Here is an 18424-nt window from a genome sequence, read left to right as displayed (position 1 = left end):
GAGAACCACAGGTTGCAGCTAGTTGCAGACCCTTTCGGTCACCACAGAACGCCCTTGCCGAGCATCTGCGGGATGGTGACGTCAATGAGTTCGGACACAACGAGGGGCATGACCAGGACTGCCGCGGTGATGGCCCAGAACAGCACGCGCGGCAGACCCGCCGACCATTGCGCGGTGCTGCGGGCGCGATTGACGAGGATCGCGACCACCAGCAGGGGGCACCCCATCAGCACGAAACCGATGAGGCTTGCCTGCAGCGCTCCGGGGTCGCCCTCGAAGGGCGACCACGGAGCATCCAGGGCTCGCGCGAGCAAGTGACGAATGGCCAACTCTCCGAGTCCCAACGGGTACAGGAGGAGGTAGGACAGGACCGCGTTCACGACGAGCCACCCGAGCATGCTGCGGACCTTGGCCAGTGGGCCGGCACTGGCAGCCGCGCTCTCGGTGTCGACCACCAGCGTTCCTCCCCGTCGGCGCCCGGTTCTCGCAGTGCCGATCAGCGTAGCCGGGCGTTGTAGGACTCGAAGATCTGATAGACGCCGAACACTTCGCGACCATGCATCTGGGCTCCCTCACCGCTGCCGTTGTACCGCGCGAAGATCGCCTTCAGCTCGTCGTCGGTGTAGTCCAGCCGCCGTCCGGTGATGCCCACGTTTTCGGCTCCCTCGAACAGCACCAGGGGAACACTGGCGACGTTGTAGGTGCCGTCGTCGTGCAGGGAGTTCCACACCTGCTCAACCACGTGCCAGTCTTCACCGTTCAGCGGCGGTCCGGGGATCAGCCCCTCGTTGTAGGCCCAGTTCCTGCCGCGAATGGCCGTGGCCGCGAAGATCTGGGCGATGCCGGTGCTGCAGTCCTCGGCGCCGCCGAGCGGCGGCGTCGGGGCCGGGCCGATCGGGTTCTCCATCCACGCCTCGTGAGCGTGCATGTAGGCGTAGAAGGCGAGCACCAGGCTGTCTTTGATCGGGTCCTCCAGAGACTGCTTCCAGAACTCCCAGTAGATCTCCGATTGGACGAACGCCTTGCGCACACCGTACGACCGCGCGAGGTTCGTGATCTGCTCGTCGTAGGCCACGATGACGTCGATGGCCTCGGATTCGTTGTGCAGAAGGTTGTCCTGATTCGAGGTGACAGATTTCGAGTACTCGACGAAATCGTGGTCCATTCCCGGCCGGTGCGAAGGATCGAAGAAGGTGTCCAGCTTGGCGGGCCGGACGTTCACTGTGGACTGGCCGAAATCTCGTCCGGAGTACAGGTTGTTGTCGATCTCGATCGCACCGGTTCCCGAGCCCACCGTAATGGTCGAGATCTGGTCGAAGGCCCAGTTCAGCGGCATCGGGAAGCCGAGGTTGCCGCTGAACCCGGTCGACATGTCGGACACGAAGCTCGTGCTCGCCAGCCCATCGGAGAACAGCCTGCTACAGACGTTTCGGGCGCCGTACGCGCCGATCTTGTATGGGTGCCCGTACAGCTCCATCGCCCGCTTGATGCCGCGGAAGTGCGGGATGATCCGGTTGGTGATGTCGGTGTTCAGGGCGTCGAAGTCGACGGCGAAGTACACAGTGGTCCCGCGCTCGAACCCGTAGTCGCTGGCTGCCTCCAGCGCCAGGCTGGCGTCACGTGCTCCTTGCTGCTCGCTGAAGTAGCTCGCGCTGCCGCCGTAGGTCTGGTAGATCGGGAAGACCCGCATTCCAGCACCGAAGATCGTCGCCAGCTCACCAGGCTTGATCTTCTTGTCCAGGGTGCTTCCCGGCACGTTCGACAGGTAGCGGCCGACGACCCTGTAGCCGGCCTGGAAGAGCGCTGTCGCGCGGGCGGCGGTCACCTGGGTGATGCAGTCGCAGGCGTCGCCTTTGCGTTCGGGGTCGCCGTTGCTGACCAGCAGCGACGACCAGGTCTGGTAGTCGCCCTTGCCTGTCAGCGGCAGGGTGACGAACAGCTGGAAGCTGCGGACTTGGTCCGACACCGCCTGAGAGAACACGCCGTCGAAGGCGGTCTCGTACCGGTTGAAGATCATCACCGCCTGGAACAGCCGCACGTAGGCGGCCGCGCCGGAATCGGCGGCGCCGACGGCCAACGGCGCCTTCGCCTTGACCGCCGCTCGGGTTCCGGGCCCGTACGTCCCGTTGGCGCCGGCCACTCCAAGCTCGGTCTGCAACGCGTAGATGACCGCCTTCTGCACGTCCCTGGACGAGTGGCCGTCACACGGGATGATGTTGAACCAGCTTTGCGCGTAGTACTTGCGGTTCATCCACTGCTGGACCGAGCGGATCAGCGCCGACCCGTTCTCCACCACGACGTAGGCGTCCATCGTGAGTAGGGCCTTGAACTCCTTCGGCGCGAGCGTACGGCGTCCGTCGGTGAAGCCCATGTTGGCGCGGATCGATCCGATCGAGTCGCCGGTCGGCTGCCCGAAGGTTCCGCTGATCGCCTCACCGAAGTAGCCCTTGCAGTACAGGCCGCACTGCACGATCCGGATGATGTTCGCGGGGCTGCCGGCTTTGACCTCGCCGACCTGGCTGGCGAGCAAGGACAAGGTGGTCGGCCCAAAGGTGTCGGACAGCTGCGTCCCGGTCAGGCCCAGCTCGAGCTGGAGCGCGCGGGTCAGCGCGAACATCGTCGGCCACCCGGTCTTGCCGTCCTCCGGCGCCCGGACGAATCCCGGCCTGCCGTCGTACGCCCGGTTCACCCACTCCTGCGCCTTCAGAACCCACACGTCCACCTGCTCCGCGAGCAGGCCTCGCCCCCACGAGTTCGCGTGGAACAGCCTCTGCTCCCCGCGCAGCTCGGTCAGCGGTGGCGCGGCGACCGGCGACCCGATCGCCGAGTCGGCCATCGGGCCGACCGGTGCAGGCGTCTGGACCGCTGCTGCCTCCAGCGGCGCTGCCGTGGCCTCACCCGCGGCAGCGGCGACAGCCGTACCTGCGCCGGCCGCCCCCATCAGTCGCAGTACGTTCCGTCTGGACAGGTTTCCGTCGACTTGCTCCCCCACCGGATTCTCCTTCGGTTTTCGGACACGCCGAAGACCGGATCGGCGTGGGATCGGGGCGGCAGAACGCGGCGTCGAGCAGTGGCTGGCAGCGTTCTTCGCTGGGCGGTGGCAGGAAACTACCGTGCGCCGATCACCGAAGGAATGCAGAGGATCACAGTTTGCAGCTACCTGCAGATGTGGTCCCCACAACGCCGAAGGCCTGCCACGGTCGCGGCGGGCCCTTAGCAGAGCGGCGTCAGGCGCCCAGCTGCCGCTTCACCTCGGCGGAGACGGCGCCGCCGTCGGCCTTGCCCTTGACCTTGGGCTGGAGGGCGCCCATCACCTTGCCGATGCCGCGGGGGCCGAGTTCGGCGGCGCCGGTGGCGGCGATGGTTTCGGTGACCAGGGCGGCGATTTCGTCGGCGGTCAGTTGTTCGGGCAGGTACTCGGCGAGGATGTCCGCCTCGGCCTGTTCCTTGTCGGCGAGCTCGGCGCGGCCGGCCTCGCGGTAGGCGACGACGGACTCGCGGCGCTTCTTCGCCTCGGAGGTGAGCACGTCGAGCACCTCGGCGTCGGACAGCTCGCGGGCCTCCTTGCCGGCCACCTCGGCCTTCGTCACGGCCGTCAGCGCCATCCGCAGGGTGGACTTGCGGATGTCGTCGCGGGCCTTGAGGGCGGCGGTCATGTCGTCGTGCAGGCGCTGCTTGAGCTCGGAGTTGGACATAGCAGAGATTGTGGCAGGCTGGAGCAATGACTTTCCGGGGGCCGGCCAGAACGGTACTGAAGTCCGCCGGCGTGATCGGCGGGCTCGGCGCCGCCTGCGTCGGGTACGCGGCGGCGATCGAGGTGCGCTGGTTCACGCTGCGCCGGTTCACCGTGCCGGTGCTGCCGGTCGGCGCGGAGCCGGTCAAGGTGCTGCACCTGTCAGACCTGCACCTGATGCCGAGCCAGGAGAAGAAGATCCGCTGGGTCAACGACCTGGCCCAGCTGGAGCCCGACCTGGTCGTCACCACCGGCGACAACATCTCCTCCGCCGACTCGGTCCTGCCGCTGCTGCGCGCGTACGGCGCACTGCTCGACCTGCCCGGCGTGTTCGTCTTCGGCTCCAACGACTACTGGAAGCCGCAGTTCAAGAACCCGGCGAACTACCTGCTGCCCGCGCAGAAGCAGCGGCACAAGCCGCACGGCCCGGACCTGCCGTACGAACAGATGCGCAGCGCGTTCGTGGAGGCCGGCTGGGCCGACCTGAACAATCTGAAGACCACCCTCAAGGTCAACGGCCTGCGGCTGGACTTCGCCGGCACCGACGACCCGCACATCAAGCGCGACCGGTACGACGAGGTGGCCGGCGAGGTGGACCCGGCCGCGGACCTGTCGATCGGCGTCACGCACGCGCCGTACCAGCGGGTGCTGAACGCGTTCGTCGACGACGGGTACCCGCTGATCCTGGCCGGGCACACCCACGGCGGCCAGCTCGCCGTGCCGCTGTACGGCGCTCTGGTGACCAACTGCGACCTCGACACCTCCCGGGTCAAGGGGCTCAGCACGTGGGGCCACGACGGGCGTCAGGCAGCGCTGCACGTGTCGGCCGGACTGGGCACCTCGCCGTACGCGCCGGTGCGTTTCGCGTGCCGTCCGGAGGCGACTTTGCTCACCTTGGTGCCCCGGATCCACCCGGACGAATAACCCGATTTCGTCCCAGCCGGGACCGCATGTAAGCTGACTCCGGCTTCGGGCTGTGGCGCAGTTTGGTAGCGCGCGTCGTTCGGGACGACGAGGTCGCAGGTTCAAATCCTGTCAGCCCGACAGAAGAGGGCGGTGACTCATCGAGTCACCGCCCTCAGTCATGTCCCGGGCCGCTGGACGACCGTGCTGAGCGGCCGCCAGAAGTACGCGAAGTCCTCCCGCGGCCCGGCCACCCAGCGCTGCGAGAACACGATCCCGATCAGGTCGCGGGACGGGTCGACCCACGCGCTCGTGCCCGATCCACCGAACCAGCCGTACCGCCCGACCGACGTCCACGGCTCGGTCGCCGATGTGTTGACGGCAACGCCGAGACCCCACGACATCCCCGGCCCGCACAGCTCCGTCACCCCGGCTGCCAGCTCGCCAGGCAGCTGGTCCGACGTCAGCTGCTCGCGCAGCTTCCGCGGCAGCAACCGGTCATCGGCCAGTGCGGCCAGGAACGTCAGATAGTCCTCGACAGAAGACACCAGCCCACCACCGAAGCTGTCGAAGACCCTCGGCTGCTCGAAGGACCGGGCGTAGTCCTCGTAGCTCTCCCCGTCCAGGTAGACCGTCGGCATCGGGTCACCGTCGGACTGGAAGCTGGTCGCCCGCATCCCCAGCGGCTCCGTCACCCGCTCCCGCAGTACGGCGCTCAGCGGCGCACCGGCGACTCGGCCGAGCAGTACGGACAGCACGTCCATGCCTGCGTGGTACAGCCAGCGAGTGCCCGGCTGGTAGGCCAGCGGCACCCGGGCGAACCGCTCGATGAACTCGTCCGCCGACATCAGCGGCGGCAGCGGTCCCTGGTGCACCTGCTCGACGTACGCCGTGGCCAGCGGCAGGTCAGCCGGCAGTGCGCCCTGTCCCAAGGTCAGCGTCAGCAGGTCCCGGACGGTGATAGGCCGGTCGGCCGGGACGGTCTGGTCCACCGGGCCGTCCGGAGCGACCAGCACCCGCGGCTCGGCCAGCTCCGGCAGCCACTGGGCCACCGGGTCGTCCAGCGAGAACAGGCCGTCGGCAACCATCGACAAGGCGACCACTGCCCCGACCGGCTTGCTCAGCGAGGCGATGCGGAACCGGGTGCCGGTGCGCATCGGCTCGTCCGAGTCGAACGCCAGCGTGCCGGTCGCGTAGTACGCCGGCTCCCCGGCGTACCGGATGGCGGCGGTGAAGCCAGGGGCCCAGCCGGCCGCGACCTGCCGGTCCAGGGAGCGCCAGACGGAGTCGAAGTCAGTCATGGCCGTCACGCTAATACCGGCGACCTACAGTTGACGGGGTGAGCGAGCTGCAGCGGGTGGACCTGGGCGAGGTCGAGTACGAGGTCGCCGCCAAGGAGATGAAGACCTGGGTCGAGCAGCGGCAGGACGGTACGGCGAGCGACCGGCTGTTCCTGCTCAGCCATCCGCCGGTGATCACGTACGGGCCGCGCACGTCGCTGGCCGACCTGCCGCCCGAGACGGCGGCGATCCCGACCGTGGCTGTCGACCGCGGCGGCTTCGCGACGTACCACGGGCCCGGGCAGCTGGTCGGGTACCTGGTGATCGATCTGAACCAGCGCGGCCCGGTCGACGTCGTCCGCTGGGTCGAGAACGGGCTGATCGCCGCGCTCGGAGACCTCGGCTTCCGGCTCGTCCGCCGGGACACGCCGCGCGGCGCGAGCAGCCTGGTCGGCGTCTGGACCGAGGACCACCGCAAGCTGTGCTCGATCGGGATGCGGATCCGGCGCGGCGTGACCAGCCACGGGTTCTCGATCAACGTCGATCCGGCGATGGACGTGTTTCACACGTTCACGACCTGCGGCCTGCACGACGTCACGATGGTCTCGCTGGCCGAGCTCGCCGCCGAGCAGGGCCGGCCGGCACCCACCGACGCGCAGGTCCGCGACGCCGTGGCCCGCCACCTGGGTGCCGCCTGACGCAGTAGCCTGCGCGCATGGACGACGAGGACGAGGTGACCACCGCCGACGACCGGCGGCTCACCACCCCTCCACTGCCGCCGCTGCTCGTGCTGGCCGTCGTCGGTCTGCTGGCCGGGTTCGTGACGATCGGGATGGTCTGGCTGAGCGAGCGCGGCTGCGAGCGGTTCCGCGACACATCGAACTGCGGCGCCTGGGGTTTCCCGCTGCTCGTGCTCACCGTGGTCGTCACGGTCGTGCTCGGCGCGCTGGCGCTGAGCCGGCTCGGCTTGCCGCATCCGCGGCTGGTCGCGTTCCTCGGCGTCGGGTTCATGCTGCTGGTCGTGCTCGCCTTTCTCACCGAGCACCTGTTCACCACCTGGACCCTGGTGGTCGTCCCGGTCCTGACAGCCGTTACCTTCCTGCTCGCCCACCTGCTCGCCGGACTGCTGGAGCGCGCCGATGCCTGATCTGCCCCGCTACAAGGCCCACCGCACCACGACCCCGCCGCCGATCGACGGCACGCTGACCCACCCGGCCTGGGCGGAGGCGGCCTGGACCAGCGACTTCGTCGACATCCGCGGCGACCAGCCGGCGCCGCCGTACAGGACCCGGGCGAAGCTCCTGTACGACGACGAGTACCTGTACCTCGGCGCGGAGCTGGAGGAGCCGCACGTCTGGTCGACGATGACCGAGCGGAACACATTCCTGTACGAGGAGAACAACTTCGAGCTGTTCCTCGACCCCGACGGCGATCGGCAGAACTACTACGAATTCGAGATCAACCCGCTCGGCACGATCTGGGAGCTCACCCTGCCCAAGCCGTACGCCGACGGCGGCGTCGCGGTGGACCCGACCAACCTGCCCGGCCTGCGGACCGCGATCCACGTCGACGGCACGCTGAACGACCCCAGCGACGACGACGCCGGCTGGAGCGTCGAGGCGGCTTTCCCGTGGGCGGAGCTGGGCCGGCACGCCAAGGGCTCGATGCCGCCGGCACCGGGCGACGAGTGGCGGATGAACCTGATGCGGGTCGAGTGGTCGCACGACGTGGTGGAGGGGGCTTACCGCAAGGGCGAGCAGCAGGACTTCTGGGTCTGGGCCCCGCAGTACGCCGTCGACATGCACCGGCCCGAGCACTGGGGTGTACTCGAGTTCTGACCGGGTACCCACCCCGCCCGAGCCAGTGAACCCGGCGGGGTGACAATGAGTGATGTGGAGTTCCAGGGGAGCGGGTACGACGAGGATCTGTCGTACCTGATCGACCTGGTCGAAGGCGCCGACCCGTTGCGCTCAGCAACCAGCTCCTCCCGGGCCGGGACCCGGTCCGCCGCTGAGGGCGACCAGGTGGTCGCAGCCATCGAGCGGGCCTGCGAGAGCGATCCGCGGATGGCGCTGCGGCTGGTGGCCGGGCTGTCGAGCTACTGGTGGTCCCGGGGTCTGCAGGACGAGGCGGCAGCCGCAGCCGAGCGGGTGCTCGGCATGCTGGGCCGGACAGTGCCGGCCGGGATGGACGAGGAGTACCTGCTCACGGTGCTGCACGGAGCCTCGTCGGCCGAGCAGGAGCAGCTGGAGCTGGCGCAGCAGGTCGTGCAGGACGCGGTGGGGCCGTTCAAGTACCCGGTGACGGTGCTGCTCTGGGCGCTGGTGTTCGGGCCGTTCGAGTCCCGTACGACGGTCGCCGAGGTGCTCGCTCGGCACGAGCGGGACGGAGACGCGTGGACTCGGGCCGCGGTGGAGCTGTGCAAGGGCTACCCCGGTCTGGTCGACATTGGACCGGTGGAGGCGGAGCAGTCGCTGCGGATCGCACTGGCCCGGTTCCGGATGCTGGAGGACCGGTGGGCGATGTTCCTGGCGCTTACCGGGCTGCGGCAGATCACCGACGACCTCCTGCCGGTGACCAGTGAAGCGGTGGAGCTGGCGGAGGAGCTGGGGTTGGAGGAGGAAGCCGGGCTCCTGCTGTGCGAGCGCGGTGAGCTCCACCTGCGCGCCGGGGAGCTGGACCCGGCACGGGCCGACTACCGACGGGCCCTCGAACTGGCGGATTCCACCGAGAACATCGAAGCCGTGGCCGCGGCACACATCGGGCTCGCCCGAACCGCCCGGCACGCCGGCAACCTGGTGTGCGCCCGCGAGCACCTCGCCGCCGTCCTGGCGGAGCCCGCCGAGGAACTGGCCGACGCCCACGAGGAAGCCGCCCACGAACTGCGCCTCCTCTGCTCCGCAGAGGCGACGGCCTAGCCGGAGAATCTCCGGGTCACGGCGGAGCCGGGCAGCTTCGGCGGTGGCGCCCCACAGCGGGGTCATGTGGTGGGCCCACAACGTCGTGTGTGGCGGCGTGGCACAGCGGCGTACGGGCTGTGGTTTCGCCCACAGCGGGTAGACCTCGCCGGGAGCGTGGTGGCTGGTTAGAGTCGAGCTCAACGAGGGCCCTCGATCTGCAACGGAGCAGCCGGATGGACAAGACGTACGAGTCGCCGCAGGCCGCGGTCGACGACATCGGCGACGGTGCGAGCCTCGCGGTCGGTGGCTTCGGGTTGTGTGGCAACCCGATGCAGCTGATCGAGGCGATCCACGCCAAGGGGGTGAGCGGGCTGCGCGTCGTGTCGAACAACTGCGGTGTCGACGACTGGGGCCTGGGCATCCTGCTCGCCGACAAGCGGATCGCGAAGATGACCTCGTCGTACGTCGGGGAGAACAAGGAGTTCGCCCGGCAGTTCCTGTCCGGTGAACTGGAGGTCGAGCTGACGCCGCAGGGCACGCTGGCCGAGAAGCTGCGGGCCGGTGGCTGCGGGATCGCCGCGTTCTTCACGCCGGCCGGCGTCGGCACCCAGGTCGCCGAGGGCGGGCTGCCGCAGAAGTACAACACCGACGGCTCGGTCGCGAAGGCCTCGGAGCCGAAGGAGACCCGGGAGATCCACGGTACGACGTACGTGCTGGAAGAGTCGATCACCACCGACTTCGGCCTGGTGCACGCGCTCAAGGGCGACACCCACGGCAACCTGGTCTTCGACCGGTCGGCGCGCAACTTCAACCCGCTGGCCGCGATGGCCGGCCGGATCACGGTCGCGCAGGTCGAGGAGCTGGTCCAGCCTGGTGAGCTGGACCCGGACGAGATCCACCTGCCCGGCGTCTACGTCCAGCGCGTGGTTGCCGTTGGCAAGGACATCGAGAAGCGGATCGAGAAGCGTACTGTGTTGAAAACTTCTCCCACCCCACCGCCCCGGTCAGGGCAACCCCGCGAGGCCTACGAGGCTCAGCGCGAGAAGCTGGAGGCCTGAGATGCCACTCACCCGTGAGCAGATGGCCGCCCGGGCCGCCGCCGAACTCGAGGACGGCTCGTACGTCAACCTCGGCATCGGCCTGCCGACCCTGGTCCCGAACTACATCCCCGACGGCGTCACCGTCGTACTGCAGAGCGAGAACGGCATTCTCGGCGTCGGCCCGTACCCGGTCGAGGGCGACGAGGACCCGGACCTGATCAACGCCGGCAAGGAGACCGTCACGACGTTGCCGGGGGCATCGTTCTTCGACTCGTCGCTGTCGTTCGGGATGATCCGCGGCGGCGCGATCGACGCCGCGATCCTGGGCGCCATGCAGGTCTCGGCGACCGGCGACCTGGCGAACTGGATGATCCCCGGCAAGATGGTCAAGGGGATGGGCGGCGCGATGGACCTGGTGCACGGCGCGAAGAAGGTGATCGTGCTGATGGAGCACGTCGCCAAGGACGGTTCGCACAAGATCCTCGAAGAGTGCGACCTGCCGTACACCGGCCGCGGTGTGGTCGACCGGATCATCACCGACCTCGCGGTGCTCGACGTCACCGACGACGGGCTGCAGCTCGTCGAGCTCGCCGAAGGCGTCACCTTCGACGAGCTGCAGAGCAAGACCGGAGCACCGATCAAGCAATGAACCGGACGTCCGGGTGCCTCGGCGAGTCCCGCCAGGTGCCCGGACGGCCGCGCAGGTGCTGGTCGAAGAACGCCGGCAGGTAGGTGTTCAGCGTGGCCAGGATCCGGCGCGGATCGACGGTCCCGATGGTGTTCGCGACCAGCTCCGGCGGCACGGTGAAGAACCGCTGGAACCACGGGATCAGCGCCTGGTGGTCGACGAACGTGTAGTGCTGCCCGGCCGGCACGTTGAGATCGCGCTTCCAGCCGGTGGAGTGATCCCAGAACAGGCCCCAGGACCGGTCGGTGCGGTGCGTCTGCGGCCCACCGTTCGGACCGGTGCCGCCGGCACCGACGAGCAGAAACGGGCGATCGAGGCCCTGGGCAACGACTGGGCAGTCCGCCGGATCGTCGTACCCGTAGCCGAGGGTGCCGTCGAGGTCGATCCCGGCGGCGACCCGGCGGTCGGCCAGCATCACGTCGGCCGCGGTGATCCCGCCGGCGGAGTGGCCGTACGCGCCGATGCGTTGCAGGTCGAGGATCGCGCCGAGACCGACCGGCAGGCGCCGGTTGCCCGCGTCCGGGTTGCGCCCGCGGGCCAGCTCGGCGAGCGCGTCCAGGACGAAGCGCACGTCAGCGGTCCGCGTCGCGCGCGCCAGGTGGGCGTACGGTTCCGGCGGCAGCGTCTGTACGGCGACTCGCCCGCCCGGGAACTCGACGGCCGCGGCTTCGTAGGTGTGGTCGACCGTCACCACGACGTACCCGCGGCTGGCGAGCTCGGTGACCATGATCGACGCCAGCCCGCGCGGCACCCCGAAGCCCGGCGAAAAGACGATGACCGGCCGACGGCCCCATGACCGGCTGACCGGGGCGCCGAGTCCGGCGTGGCTACGAGCGCCGGCCCAGTCGACGGCGTCCACCGGCTGCTGCAGGGCGATCGAGGCGCCCTCGGCATAGACCTGGGCGGTGAGCGGCGGAAGGTACGGCGCGCGCTCGGCTGCGGCGCGAGAGGCCGGGTAGCAGACGCTGATCATCAGCTCCCGAGGACGGCCCGGGACGAACAGGTCGTCACGGCGCGGATCGACCAGGTGAAGCTCGGTCGTGCCGACCGGGAAGGGCCCGGTGGGCCGGGGGAACCGAAGCTCCACCGGGGGCCGGCGTACCGGCGCGTGGGTCCCCGCCGCAGCAAAAGTGCCTCGCCGGTCGGCTCGGCCCGGCGATGCCGTGGCGATAGCCGGAGCAGAGGCCGTGGTGACAAGGGCGGCGGCGGTGCCGCCGAGCAGAAGGCGTCGAGTGAGCATGCACCGACCTTGCCGCGCCGGCCCGGCGACCCACCTCCCCCGATCGCCATCCGCTCCCCCTGCCGAAAGTCAGATCTGCTCGAAGTGGAAGGAGCGGATGAAGCAGTCGCGAGGCTGGCCGACCGCGAACAGCACACAGTCGACCACCGACTGCGCCGTCAGTGCGGCACCGGTCTCCCGCGGACCGGTCTGGACGAAGTCCGGCGGGAACAGCGAGATCACCCGGATCCCCTCCGGCCGCAGTCGCGCGGACAGGATCTCGGCGTACCCGGCCTGGGCGTGCTTGGCCGCGTAGAACGCCGGGTGCGCGGCCGACCGGTGCTGCCCGGGCTCTCCCGCGGCGGAGATCAGGTTCACCACGTCCGCGCCGCTCGACTTCCTGAGCAACGGAAGCACCCGCTCGGTGAGCAGCACGGTCCCGGTCGCGGCAGCGGTGATCGTGTTCGCGATGTCAGCCGGCGAGGCGTCGCCCTCGAGGTACCGGGCCCCGCTGTTCACCAGGACGTCGAGCCGCTCGAGCTCCAGACCGGCGATCGACTCGGGCGAGGCGAGGTCGACAACGGCAGCCTCGGCCGATCCACCGGCCGCGAGGATCGTGGCGACGGTCTCTTGCGCCGCGGACGCCGTACGGGCTGTGGCGATCACGTGTGCCCCGGAGGCGGCGAAGGTGACGGCGAGCAGCCGTCCGGTGTCCCGGCCGGCGCCGGTGATCAGTACGTGTTTCATGCCGGGCAGCAGATCACTTCAAGAGCTCTCGAGGTCAACCCCTCCTCGGGCTTGCCCGGGTCGGTGAGGATGGGTCCATGGACGTGTTCGTGATCGGCGGCGTGGGCATCGACACCGTCGTGCGCGTTCCCGGCCTGCCGTTGCCGGACCGGGAGACCATCCACGTCGCGCCGGTCGAGTCGTACATCGGGCACACCGGCCACGGCGTCGTCCTCGGCTGTCACCGGCTCGGCTTGGAATCCGGCCTCGCCGACGTGATCGGCGATGACGCGGAGGGCAGGCGGATCCGTACGGCGTACCAGGAGCTCGGCCTGCCGCTGGCAATCGCCGTGCACCCCAGCGGTACCCGGCGCAGCGTCAACCTGGTGTCGCCGGACGGGAGCCGGGTCTCGCTGTACGACGGACGCCACCCCGCGGGCCTGCGCGTCGACCCCGATCTGTGGCGCGGGTGGATCGAGCGCGCGCGGCACGTGCACGTCTCGATCATGGACTTCGCGCGCCGGGCGCTTCCCGACGTCCTGACGGCCGGCCGCACGCTGTCGACGGACCTGCAGGACTGGGACGGCGACGACGAGTACCACTGGGACTTCGCCCAGTACGCCGACATCGTCTTCGTGTCGACCAGCGCGCTGCGCGACCACGCGATCGACTGGATCTTCGCCTGCGGCCGGGCGTGGGTCGTGGTCGCGATGGCCGGCGCCGACGGCAGCGATCTCTATGTCCGCGGCGAGGAGCCGATTCACCTGCCCGCGGTCGACATCCCGGGCCGCCCCGTGGTCGACTCCAACGGCGCCGGTGACGCCTACGTGGCGGCCTTTCTCACCACTTGGCTGGACGGCCGTTCGTACTACGAAGCCGCGATGGCGGGCACCGTCGCGGGCGCCTGGGCCTGCGGCTCCCCCGGCACACACACCGACCTCATCACCGCCGAACAGCTGATGCTGCTCACCCGCTAGCCACGCGTCAGGGGTGGGTGCAGCGTGGTGGCCGTGCCGCGGCGGAACAGCTGGGCCGGGCGGCCGCCGTCGCGGGTGGTGGTGGCGCCGACGGGGACGACGAAGCCTTCGGTCCGGGTGGCCTTGCGGTGGAAGTTGCGGGGGTCGAGCGGGACGCCCCAGACGGCTTCGTAGACGCCGCGCAGCTCGGAGATCGTGAACTCGTCGGCGCAGAAGGCGGTCGCGAGGGGCGAGTACTCGAGCTTCGCGCGGGCGCGTTCGACCGCGTCGGTGAGGATCCGGTGGTGGTCGAACGCCAGCCGGCCCGGATCGGCGAGCACCTCGGCGACCGGGATCCACGAGGCCGACGCGGCGTCCGAGCCGGCCACGGGAGCAGGTAGGTCCGGGACCAGCGCGAGGTAGGCCACGCTGATCACCCGGCCGCGGGGATCGCGTCCCGGTTCGCCGTACGTCGCGACCTGCTCGAGGTGGATCCGCGCCGCGCTCCGGCGGCCGCCCGCCGGGTCGCTCCCCTCGGCGCCGCCCGCCTGGTCGCTCGGAGCGGCGCCGACGCCGGTTTCCTCCGCGAGCTCTCGCCGAGCGGCCTCCTCCAAGCCCTCGCCGGCGCGGACGAAACCGCCGGGCAGCGCCCAGCGACCGCGATGCGGGGCGATGCCGCGGCGGATCAGCAGCACCTCGAACGAACCGTCCCGCACGGTCAGGATCACCAGGTCGGTCGCCACACCCATCGGGTCGAAGTCCATGTCCACACCTTAATCGTCACCTTGACGAAAAGCCATCGCACCCCTTATCGTCAAAGTGACGACAAAGACGAACGGGCCGGAACATCCGGCCGTGAGGAGACACCGATGGCAGACATCACCCGCTTCCGGTTCATCAGCCACCTGCGGGCCAACCCGACCACCCACGTCCGGCACCTGCGCAACGGCAAGCTCGCGCACGACGGCGCCGGCCAGGCGTTCTGGTTCCGGGCGCTGAACTCCTCGCTGAGCGAGGTCCCGATCGACGACCGCGAGCAGCCGCTGCTCTTCCACGGCCGGACCGTCGACTTCCAGGACGTCGCGGTGCAAGCGACCGTGACCTACCGGGTGACCGACCCGGCGCTGGCCGCGACGCGGCTCGACTTCGGCATCGACCCGGACACCGGAAGGTGGCGAGCCACTCCGCTCGAGCAGCTCGGCGGTCTGCTGACGGAGCTCGCCCAGCAGACAGCGCTCGACCTGCTGGCGCGGATGACGCTGACGCAGGCGCTGTCCGAGGGGATGGCGTCGCTGCGGCAGGCCGTCGGCGCCGGGTTGCGCGAAGACCAGCGGCTGACCGGCCTGGGCATCGGCGTCGAGGACGTCCGCGTGGTCGCCGTACGGGCGGAGAGCGACGTCGAGCGGGCGTTGCAGACGCCGACGCGGGAGATGGTGCAGCAGGCGGCCGACAAGGCGACGTACGAGCGGCGCGCGATGGCGGTGGAGCGGGAGCGGTCGATCGCGGAGAACGAGCTGCAGAACCAGATCGAGCTCGCGCGGCGTGAGGAGCAGCTCGTCACGCAGAAGGGCCAGAACGAGCGGCAGCGCGCGACCGAGGCAGCCGCGGCCGGCCGGATCGAGACCGAGGCGGCCGCCAACCGCAAGCGGGCGCTGAGCCAGGCCGAGGCCGACGCCAAGCGGGTCATCGGCGCCGCCGAGGCAGCGGCGGAGAAGGCGCTGCTCGACGCGTACGCCGAGATGGACCAGGCCACGATCCTCGCCCTGGCGATCAAGCAGGGCGCCCTGCCGGAGATCGGCACGCTGAACCTCACGCCCGACTTGCTCACCCCGCTGCTGAGCAAACTGACGGGTGGACAGGAATGAGCCTGCCTCCCCGGGCGGTGCTCGTACACCGGGCGACCGAGCTGTCCGAGCTGGTCGCCCGGCACGGGACGCGTCAGCAGGCCGGCTTCTTCCTGCAGACCCGCGGGCGGGACCTGGCCGAGCTGGACGAACGGCATCACGCCCAGCAGCAGGCCCTGGCAGCGGTCTCGGCGGCGATCCCGCTCGACTGGCGGCGCGCGATCGCCGAGCGGGCCGACCTCGACCGGTTCGTGTTCGGGCCGGAGGACGTGGTGATCGCGGTCGGCCAGGACGGGCTGGTCGCGAACGTCGCCAAGTACCTGGACGGCCAGCCGGTGATCGGGATCAACCCCGAGCCGGACCGCAATCCCGGCGTCCTGGTGCCGCACCCGCCGGCCGCGATCGCCGACCTGCTGCACGCGCAACACGTCGAGCAGCGCACGATGGTTGCCGCCAGCACCGATGACGGTCAGCGGCTGCTCGCACTCAACGAGGTGTACGTCGGGCACCGGACGCACCAGTCCGCCCGCTACCGGCTCGCCTCGCCGGAAGGGCTGGAGGAACGGCAGTCGTCGTCCGGCCTGCTGGTCGGCACCGGGACAGGTTCCACGGGGTGGTGCCGCTCGGCCTGGCAGGAACGCCGGAGCCGCCTCGCGCTGCCCGGCCCCACGGACCCCGCGCTGTGCTGGTTCGTCCGCGAGGCGTGGCCGTCCCCCGCGACCGGCACGAGCTGCACCGAGGGCCTGCTCACGGCGACCGACCACCTCACCGTGACCGCCGAGGCCGACCTGGTCGTCTTCGGCGACGGCATCGAGGCCGACTCCCTCTCCGTCACCTGGGGCCAGCGCCTCGAGATCGGCGTCGCCGAGATCCGCCTGCGCCTGGTCCGCTGAATCTCCACCACCCACCAACCGTCCGCGCACCCGCTCCCGCCCGCTCAGCCGAGGCGCTGACCGGGCTCGTCATGGCGCTTGGTGGGTGGTGGGTGTCCGAGTCGAAGTTTTTCCCCTGACCTGCACGCATCGTGACCAGTCGGGTGAGATGCGTGCTGACAGCGGTGTCAGGTTCTGCTTAAGGTGCGTTCACCACAACGGCCCTGTCGAGGGAGGGCCGAGGTGCTCCACCCACCGCCCATTGGGGAGCAGACACGCATGCGCAGATCCAGATCGAGTACGGCCTTTCGGACCGGAGTCGCCCTACTCGCCACCGCGGCACTGGCGCCGATCGCGTCGCTGACCGCGACCGCAGGCCCACCGAGCAAACCGTTCGTGCAGGGGACCCAGACCGTCGCCGCGTACGACTACGACAACGCGGTCCACGAGCGCGTCGAGGTCGAGGTGCCCGGCGTCGACGGGGACGCGAACGGCGTCAAGGACCGGGTCACCGTCGACATCGTCCGGCCCGGCGAAGCCGCCCAGGCCGGGATCGACATCCCGGTGATCATCCAGGCGTCGCCGTACTACGCGGGTGACCCGAAGACCTACTTCGACGCCGACGGCACCCGGCAGGTGTACGGGAGCTGGCTGGACAACTACTTCGTGCCCCGCGGGTACGCCGTGGCCTTCGTCGACATGCCGGGCACGTTCCGCTCGACCGGCTGCAGCGACGTCGGAGCGGATCTCGAGGTGCTCGGCACCAAGGCCGTGATCGACTGGCTGAACAACCGCGTCCCCGGTTACACCCCGGCCGGCGCGAAGGCGAAGGCCGACTGGTCGACCGGCAAGGCCGGCATGATCGGCGTCTCCTGGAACGGCACGATCGCCAATTCGGTCGCCAGCACCGGCGTGCGGGGTCTGGAGACCATCGTGCCGATCGCGGCGATCTCGTCCTGGTACGACTACACCCGTGGCTTCGGCGTCCCCTTCTACGACGAGTACATGGGCTTCCTGCACGACTACGTGAGCAACGACGCGTCGCCGCGCTGCGAGCAGCTCACCAACATCATCGAGCAGGACTCCGACACCCGCACCGGCTCGTACAGCAAGTGGTGGGACCCGCGGAACTACCGGCTCGACGCGAGCAACGTGAAGGCCAGCGTGTACGTCGTGCACGGGCTCGGCGACGAGAACGTGAAGACCCGGCACTTCGGCGAGTGGTGGGACGAACTGGCCCAGCGTGGCGTGCCGCGCAAGATCTTCCTGCACCAGGGCGTGCACCTGGACGGGTTCAGCTTCCGCGACGAGTGGGTGAACAAGCTGCACCCGTGGTTCGACTACTGGCTGCAGGGCTTGCAGAACGACGTGATGAAGACCCCGCAGGCGACCATGCAGCGCGAGGACGGTTCGTTCGTCGACGAGCCGCGCTGGCCGGCGACCGGCGTACGGAACACCAAGCTCAACCTGAGCAAGCCGCTGGACTCCAAGACCGGCGGGCTGTCGATCGCGGCCGCGTCGTCGGACCCGGTCAGCTTCACCGGGACCAGCCAGCCCTCGGCCGACACCGTCGTACTGGATCCGACCGCGCAGCGCACCGACCGGGCGGTGTTCCTCAGCAACGACCTGGAGCAGTCGGTCCGGATGTCCGGCACCGGCAAGGTCGCGGTCCGCGTGAAGGTCGACAAGGCCGCGGCCGGGATCAAGGCCCGGCTGGTCGACTACGGTACGGCGACCCGCTACCGCGACGTCACCAACGTGCCGAACACCAGCGTCTGCTGGGGGGACGGCAACACGCTCGACACCGGGTGCTACGCGAAGACACAGATCAACACGGCCGTCTCGGACGCGTCGATCGCGGTCCGCACGCTGGCCGACATCGGCCACTACAAGTCGCTGAACCGCAAGGAGTCCCTGCAGTCCGGCAAGTGGTACGACCTGACCTTCGAGCTGAACGCCGACGACGTCGTCTTCGCCGCCGGCCACCGCCTCGGCCTGGTGCTGACCGTCGAACCCGACAACCCGTCGATCCCGTTCACCGGCGCGACCGTCACGCTCGACCCGACCCGGTCGTCCCTCACCCTCCCGCTGACCAGCGCCCCCGACCTCGCGACCACGGACACCCCGCGGTCCCGGATCCCGGCGGACTCCCTGGCCCAGCCCGAACCCTCCAACGACCCCGTCGAACTGATGCGCCAGTTCGTCGAGGCCAGCCGCTGACCTGAACGACCAGAACCCCCGGATCCAGCACGGATCCGGGGGT

At 69.8% G+C, this 18424-nt stretch carries 18 protein-coding genes and 1 tRNA gene; 12 read left to right on the top strand and 7 right to left on the bottom strand.

Annotation, left to right across the window (positions count from 1 at the left end; all coding sequences use genetic code 11):
• Nucleotides 1-38 precede the first annotated feature (38 nt).
• The 3 genes from ACQPXM_RS02295 to ACQPXM_RS02285 all read right to left on the bottom strand — a co-directional run bounded on the left by ACQPXM_RS02295 (nt 39) and on the right by ACQPXM_RS02285 (nt 3695).
• Entirely contained in the window at nt 39-455 is a 417-nt protein-coding gene (locus ACQPXM_RS02295) for a hypothetical protein (RefSeq protein ID WP_432944220.1), read from the bottom strand.
• Between the two features lie 41 nt (nt 456-496).
• Nucleotides 497-2992, bottom strand: a complete 2496-nt coding sequence (locus ACQPXM_RS02290) for a glycoside hydrolase domain-containing protein (RefSeq protein ID WP_432944218.1) — start codon at nt 2990-2992, stop codon at nt 497-499.
• Nucleotides 2993-3227: 235 nt separating this feature from the next.
• Nucleotides 3228-3695 (bottom strand): GatB/YqeY domain-containing protein, encoded by a 468-nt coding sequence (locus tag ACQPXM_RS02285; RefSeq protein ID WP_432944216.1) that lies wholly within the window; start codon nt 3693-3695, stop codon nt 3228-3230.
• 26 nt (nt 3696-3721) lie between these two features.
• Between ACQPXM_RS02285 and ACQPXM_RS02280 the strand changes: the two genes are divergently transcribed.
• Nucleotides 3722-4657: a metallophosphoesterase gene (locus tag ACQPXM_RS02280; RefSeq protein WP_432944214.1), complete on the top strand. Its 936-nt coding sequence runs from the start codon at nt 3722-3724 to the stop codon at nt 4655-4657.
• Nucleotides 4658-4703: 46 nt separating this feature from the next.
• Nucleotides 4704-4777, top strand: a tRNA-Pro gene (locus ACQPXM_RS02275).
• 38 nt (nt 4778-4815) lie between these two features.
• On the opposite strand, the gene ACQPXM_RS02270 is transcribed toward ACQPXM_RS02275, so the two are convergent.
• Complete coding sequence (locus tag ACQPXM_RS02270) at nt 4816-5937, bottom strand: serine hydrolase domain-containing protein (protein WP_432944212.1); 1122 nt, start codon at nt 5935-5937, stop codon at nt 4816-4818.
• Nucleotides 5938-5975: 38 nt separating this feature from the next.
• On the opposite strand from ACQPXM_RS02270, the gene lipB reads away from it, so the two are divergent.
• From lipB to ACQPXM_RS02240, 6 genes are all read left to right on the top strand, one after another.
• Complete coding sequence (lipB, locus tag ACQPXM_RS02265) at nt 5976-6614, top strand: lipoyl(octanoyl) transferase LipB (protein WP_432944210.1); 639 nt, start codon at nt 5976-5978, stop codon at nt 6612-6614.
• A gap of 17 nt (nt 6615-6631) precedes the next feature.
• Nucleotides 6632-7063: a hypothetical protein gene (locus ACQPXM_RS02260; RefSeq protein WP_432944208.1), complete on the top strand. Its 432-nt coding sequence runs from the start codon at nt 6632-6634 to the stop codon at nt 7061-7063.
• A complete protein-coding gene (locus tag ACQPXM_RS02255; RefSeq protein ID WP_432944206.1) occupies nt 7056-7754 on the top strand; it encodes a carbohydrate-binding family 9-like protein in 699 nt (232 codons plus the stop codon). Before ACQPXM_RS02260 ends, ACQPXM_RS02255 begins: the two co-directional genes overlap by 8 nt.
• A 45-nt stretch (nt 7755-7799) precedes the next feature.
• A complete protein-coding gene (locus ACQPXM_RS02250) occupies nt 7800-8834 on the top strand; it encodes a hypothetical protein (protein WP_432944204.1) in 1035 nt (344 codons plus the stop codon).
• A gap of 215 nt (nt 8835-9049) precedes the next feature.
• The gene (locus tag ACQPXM_RS02245; RefSeq protein WP_432944202.1) at nt 9050-9874 is read left to right on the top strand and encodes a CoA transferase subunit A; all 825 of its coding nucleotides are present in this window, start codon (nt 9050-9052) and stop codon (nt 9872-9874) included.
• A gap of 1 nt (nt 9875) precedes the next feature.
• A complete protein-coding gene (locus ACQPXM_RS02240; RefSeq protein ID WP_432944200.1) occupies nt 9876-10505 on the top strand; it encodes a CoA transferase subunit B in 630 nt (209 codons plus the stop codon).
• On the opposite strand, the gene ACQPXM_RS02235 is transcribed toward ACQPXM_RS02240, so the two are convergent.
• Nucleotides 10495-11631: an alpha/beta hydrolase family protein gene (locus tag ACQPXM_RS02235; RefSeq protein ID WP_432944198.1), complete on the bottom strand. Its 1137-nt coding sequence runs from the start codon at nt 11629-11631 to the stop codon at nt 10495-10497. The two genes, ACQPXM_RS02240 and ACQPXM_RS02235, sit on opposite strands and share 11 nt — an antisense overlap.
• Nucleotides 11632-11853: 222 nt before the next feature.
• Complete coding sequence (locus tag ACQPXM_RS02230) at nt 11854-12510, bottom strand: SDR family NAD(P)-dependent oxidoreductase (RefSeq protein ID WP_432944196.1); 657 nt, start codon at nt 12508-12510, stop codon at nt 11854-11856.
• A gap of 77 nt (nt 12511-12587) precedes the next feature.
• Here ACQPXM_RS02230 and ACQPXM_RS02225 point away from each other — a divergent pair, with 77 nt between their 5' ends.
• Complete coding sequence (locus tag ACQPXM_RS02225; RefSeq protein WP_432944194.1) at nt 12588-13466, top strand: carbohydrate kinase family protein; 879 nt, start codon at nt 12588-12590, stop codon at nt 13464-13466.
• Here the strand turns inward: ACQPXM_RS02225 and ACQPXM_RS02220 are convergent.
• The gene (locus ACQPXM_RS02220; protein ID WP_432944192.1) at nt 13463-14209 is read right to left on the bottom strand and encodes an NUDIX hydrolase; all 747 of its coding nucleotides are present in this window, start codon (nt 14207-14209) and stop codon (nt 13463-13465) included. The genes ACQPXM_RS02225 and ACQPXM_RS02220 overlap by 4 nt on opposite strands.
• 105 nt (nt 14210-14314) lie before the next feature.
• Between ACQPXM_RS02220 and ACQPXM_RS02215 the strand changes: the two genes are divergently transcribed.
• From ACQPXM_RS02215 to ACQPXM_RS02205, 3 genes are all read left to right on the top strand, one after another.
• Nucleotides 14315-15310 carry an SPFH domain-containing protein gene (locus ACQPXM_RS02215; protein WP_432944190.1) on the top strand — a complete coding sequence of 332 codons (996 nt, stop codon included), beginning with the start codon at nt 14315-14317 and terminating at the stop codon, nt 15308-15310.
• Nucleotides 15307-16182, top strand: a complete 876-nt coding sequence (locus ACQPXM_RS02210; protein ID WP_432944188.1) for a hypothetical protein — start codon at nt 15307-15309, stop codon at nt 16180-16182. Before ACQPXM_RS02215 ends, ACQPXM_RS02210 begins: the two co-directional genes overlap by 4 nt.
• Before the next feature lie 258 nt (nt 16183-16440).
• Nucleotides 16441-18381: a CocE/NonD family hydrolase gene (locus tag ACQPXM_RS02205; RefSeq protein WP_432944186.1), complete on the top strand. Its 1941-nt coding sequence runs from the start codon at nt 16441-16443 to the stop codon at nt 18379-18381.
• The last annotated feature ends 43 nt before the right edge of the window (nt 18382-18424 follow it).

Source organism: Kribbella sp. CA-253562, from assembly GCF_050942265.1.
In the GTDB taxonomy this organism is placed as follows: Bacteria; Actinomycetota; Actinomycetes; order Propionibacteriales; family Kribbellaceae; genus Kribbella.
The sequence above is the reverse complement of the archived record's forward strand: the minus strand, read 5'-3'. Positions and strand labels throughout refer to the sequence as shown.

Coding starts and splice junctions, on each gene's coding strand:
- ACQPXM_RS02270 (WP_432944212.1), bottom strand. CDS start 5,937: ATGACTGACTTCGACTCCGTCTGGCGCTCCCTGGACCGGCAGGTCGCG.
- ACQPXM_RS02250 (WP_432944204.1), top strand. CDS start 7,800: ATGAGTGATGTGGAGTTCCAGGGGAGCGGGTACGACGAGGATCTGTCG.
- ACQPXM_RS02205 (WP_432944186.1), top strand. CDS start 16,441: ATGCGCAGATCCAGATCGAGTACGGCCTTTCGGACCGGAGTCGCCCTA.
- ACQPXM_RS02230 (WP_432944196.1), bottom strand. CDS start 12,510: ATGAAACACGTACTGATCACCGGCGCCGGCCGGGACACCGGACGGCTG.
- ACQPXM_RS02255 (WP_432944206.1), top strand. CDS start 7,056: ATGCCTGATCTGCCCCGCTACAAGGCCCACCGCACCACGACCCCGCCG.
- ACQPXM_RS02225 (WP_432944194.1), top strand. CDS start 12,588: ATGGACGTGTTCGTGATCGGCGGCGTGGGCATCGACACCGTCGTGCGC.
- ACQPXM_RS02280 (WP_432944214.1), top strand. CDS start 3,722: ATGACTTTCCGGGGGCCGGCCAGAACGGTACTGAAGTCCGCCGGCGTG.
- ACQPXM_RS02215 (WP_432944190.1), top strand. CDS start 14,315: ATGGCAGACATCACCCGCTTCCGGTTCATCAGCCACCTGCGGGCCAAC.
- ACQPXM_RS02245 (WP_432944202.1), top strand. CDS start 9,050: ATGGACAAGACGTACGAGTCGCCGCAGGCCGCGGTCGACGACATCGGC.
- ACQPXM_RS02210 (WP_432944188.1), top strand. CDS start 15,307: ATGAGCCTGCCTCCCCGGGCGGTGCTCGTACACCGGGCGACCGAGCTG.
- ACQPXM_RS02285 (WP_432944216.1), bottom strand. CDS start 3,695: ATGTCCAACTCCGAGCTCAAGCAGCGCCTGCACGACGACATGACCGCC.
- ACQPXM_RS02220 (WP_432944192.1), bottom strand. CDS start 14,209: ATGGACTTCGACCCGATGGGTGTGGCGACCGACCTGGTGATCCTGACC.
- ACQPXM_RS02240 (WP_432944200.1), top strand. CDS start 9,876: ATGCCACTCACCCGTGAGCAGATGGCCGCCCGGGCCGCCGCCGAACTC.
- ACQPXM_RS02260 (WP_432944208.1), top strand. CDS start 6,632: ATGGACGACGAGGACGAGGTGACCACCGCCGACGACCGGCGGCTCACC.